This is a genomic window from Streptomyces sp. UH6, from assembly GCF_013421635.1.
GTDB classification, from domain to species: domain Bacteria; phylum Actinomycetota; class Actinomycetes; order Streptomycetales; family Streptomycetaceae; genus Streptomyces; species Streptomyces abyssomicinicus.
The window spans coordinates 1-2,108 of record NZ_JACADT010000977.1 but is presented as its reverse complement, the minus strand read 5'-3'; the positions used below and the strand labels follow the sequence as shown (position 1 = coordinate 2,108).

The 2,108-nt window shown below is 74.8% G+C and carries 4 protein-coding genes; 3 read left to right on the top strand and 1 reads right to left on the bottom strand.

Translation table 11 applies throughout. From position 1 onward, the window contains the following. On the bottom strand, window positions 1-299 hold a 299-nt coding region (locus HW445_RS28240; protein WP_180223690.1), incomplete at its 3' end, for a hypothetical protein. A 213-nt stretch (window positions 300-512) separates the two neighbouring features. Here HW445_RS28240 and HW445_RS28235 point away from each other — a divergent pair. The 3 genes from HW445_RS28235 to HW445_RS28225 form a co-directional block, all read left to right on the top strand. Continuing rightward, window positions 513-1,025, top strand: coding sequence for a DUF5709 domain-containing protein (locus HW445_RS28235; protein WP_257231338.1), 513 nt, complete (start codon window positions 513-515; stop codon window positions 1,023-1,025). Then, window positions 1,022-1,558, top strand: a complete 537-nt coding sequence (locus tag HW445_RS28230) for a 2Fe-2S iron-sulfur cluster-binding protein (protein WP_180223689.1) — start codon at window positions 1,022-1,024, stop codon at window positions 1,556-1,558. The genes HW445_RS28235 and HW445_RS28230 overlap by 4 nt, the downstream gene beginning before the upstream one ends. Continuing rightward, window positions 1,555-2,108, top strand: a 554-nt coding sequence (locus HW445_RS28225; protein WP_180223688.1) for a xanthine dehydrogenase family protein subunit M, incomplete at its 3' end; no start/stop codon positions are given. The genes HW445_RS28230 and HW445_RS28225, both read left to right, overlap by 4 nt.

Below are 2,108 nucleotides of genomic sequence, written 5' to 3'. Positions count from 1 at the left end.
ACGTGGTAGGCCGAGGCGGTGGTCACGATCACGTCCTCGACCGGGGGCTCCTGGCCGGCGTCACCGGCCCCGCCCCGCTCCGTGCCCGCGCCCGCGAGGGCGTCGGCCGGGGCGAAGACGCGGTGCTCGGCACTGATCCGGGCCACCTCGGCGACCTCGGCGGCCGCGGCGTCCGGATCGCTGCCCGGCGCCTCGCCGGCCGCGCCCAGGGAGAGTCCGCTGATCCAGTCGACCAGTGCGGCGCCCCGTGCCCCCGGCAGCCGCATGGCCTCCAGCAGGCTCTCGTCGATTCCGGGCACGCCGAATCCCCTCCCCCACTGCTCATCTGTCCGCGGACGCGACCAGAGACTACGGAATGTGCCGCCCCCCGTTCGGGGCTTTGGCATTTTCATTTGGAACATGCACGCATGGGGATCGGTTCCTTGCCATGATCGATCGCGGCGGGGCGGGGCGTCCGGGTGGCGGCCGTGGCCGGGGGGTGTCAGCCGACCGGGGCTGGATACGTGGTCCCCATGACTGACCCGAGTGACGCGATGGACGAGAACGCCGGCGGCCAGGAGTTCGGCGACGAGGTGTACCAGCCGCAGGACGGCCCGGAGGGGCGCGAGGACGACGGCGTCCTGGACCCGGAGGACACCCTCAACGAGCGGGAGACCGAGCCCTACGACGAGGGCTACTCGCCTCCGGAGCGGCCGCTGGGGGTGGACAGCCACGGCACCACCGCCCGTGAGCAGCGCGAGGGCGAGAGCCTCGACGAGCGGCTGGCCGAGGAGCGGCCCGACCCGGCCTCCGAGCCCCCGGCGGAGGGCGACGGGGTGGGCGACCTGCCGGGCGGCGAGGGCGAGCCCCTCGACGACCAGGTCGGGGAGGAGCGCGCGGGACGTCTGGTGGCCCCGGACGAGGGCGCGCGGGAGGACGCGGAGAAGGACATGATCGCGGAGGACGTCGGCATCAGCGGCGGCGCCGCCTCCGCCGAGGAGGCCGCCGTGCACCGGGTCCCGGACGAGGACGAGCGGTCCCGGTGAGCGGCCCCGCGAACGGCCCGGCCTCCCGCACCACCCTCACGGTCAACGGCCGGGAGCACACGCTGACGGTCGACAACCGGCGGGTGCTACTGGACCTGCTGCGTGAGGACCTGGACCTGGTCGGGGCCAAGAAGGGCTGCGACCACGGCCAGTGCGGCGCCTGCACGGTACTGGTCGACGGGCGGCGGGTGAACAGCTGTCTGCTGCTCGCCGTCACCCTGGACGGCAGCGAGGTGACCACGGTGGAGGGGCTGGCCGGCCCGGACGGCGAGCTGCACCCGCTGCAGCGGGCGTTCCTGGAGCGGGACGCCTTCCAGTGCGGTTACTGCACCCCCGGGCAGCTCTGTTCGGCCGTGGGTGCGCTGGCCGAGGCCGCGGCCGGGCATCCGTCGGCGGTGACCGGTCCGGGTGTGCGGGCGGGGGATCCGGTGCCGCTCGGGGCGTCGGAGATCCGTGAACGGATGAGCGGCAACCTCTGCCGCTGCGGGGCGTACCCGCGCATCGTCGAGGCGGTCGAGGACGTGATCCCGTGAGGACCTTCGACTACGTCCGCGCCCGCACGGCCGAGGAGGCCACCGCCGCCTGGGCGGCCACGCCGGGCGCCCGCTACCTGGGCGGCGGCACCAATCTGGTCGACCTGATGAAGCTGGGCGTGGAACGGCCGGCAGCGCTGGTGGACGTCTCGCGGCTTCCGCTGGACACGGTGGAGGAACTGCCGGACGGTTCGCTGCGGATCGGCGCCACCGTCCGCAACAGCGACCTGGCGGCCCACCCGCTGGTCGTGGAGGGCTGGCCGGCCCTGTCCCGGGCGCTGCTCTCCGGCGCCTCCGGTCAGTTGCGCAACGCGGCCACCACCGGCGGGAACCTGCTCCAGCGCACCCGGTGCCCGTACTTCCAGGACCTCTCCAAGCCGTGCAACAAGCGCGAGCCCGGCAGCGGCTGCGGGGCCCGCGAGGGCGTGCACCGCGATCACGCGGTGCTGGGCCACTCCCCGCACTGCGTCGCCACCCATCCGTCGGACATGGCGGTGGCGCTGGCGGCGCTGGACGCCCGCGTGGAGCTGCGCGGGACCGACGGCGGGCG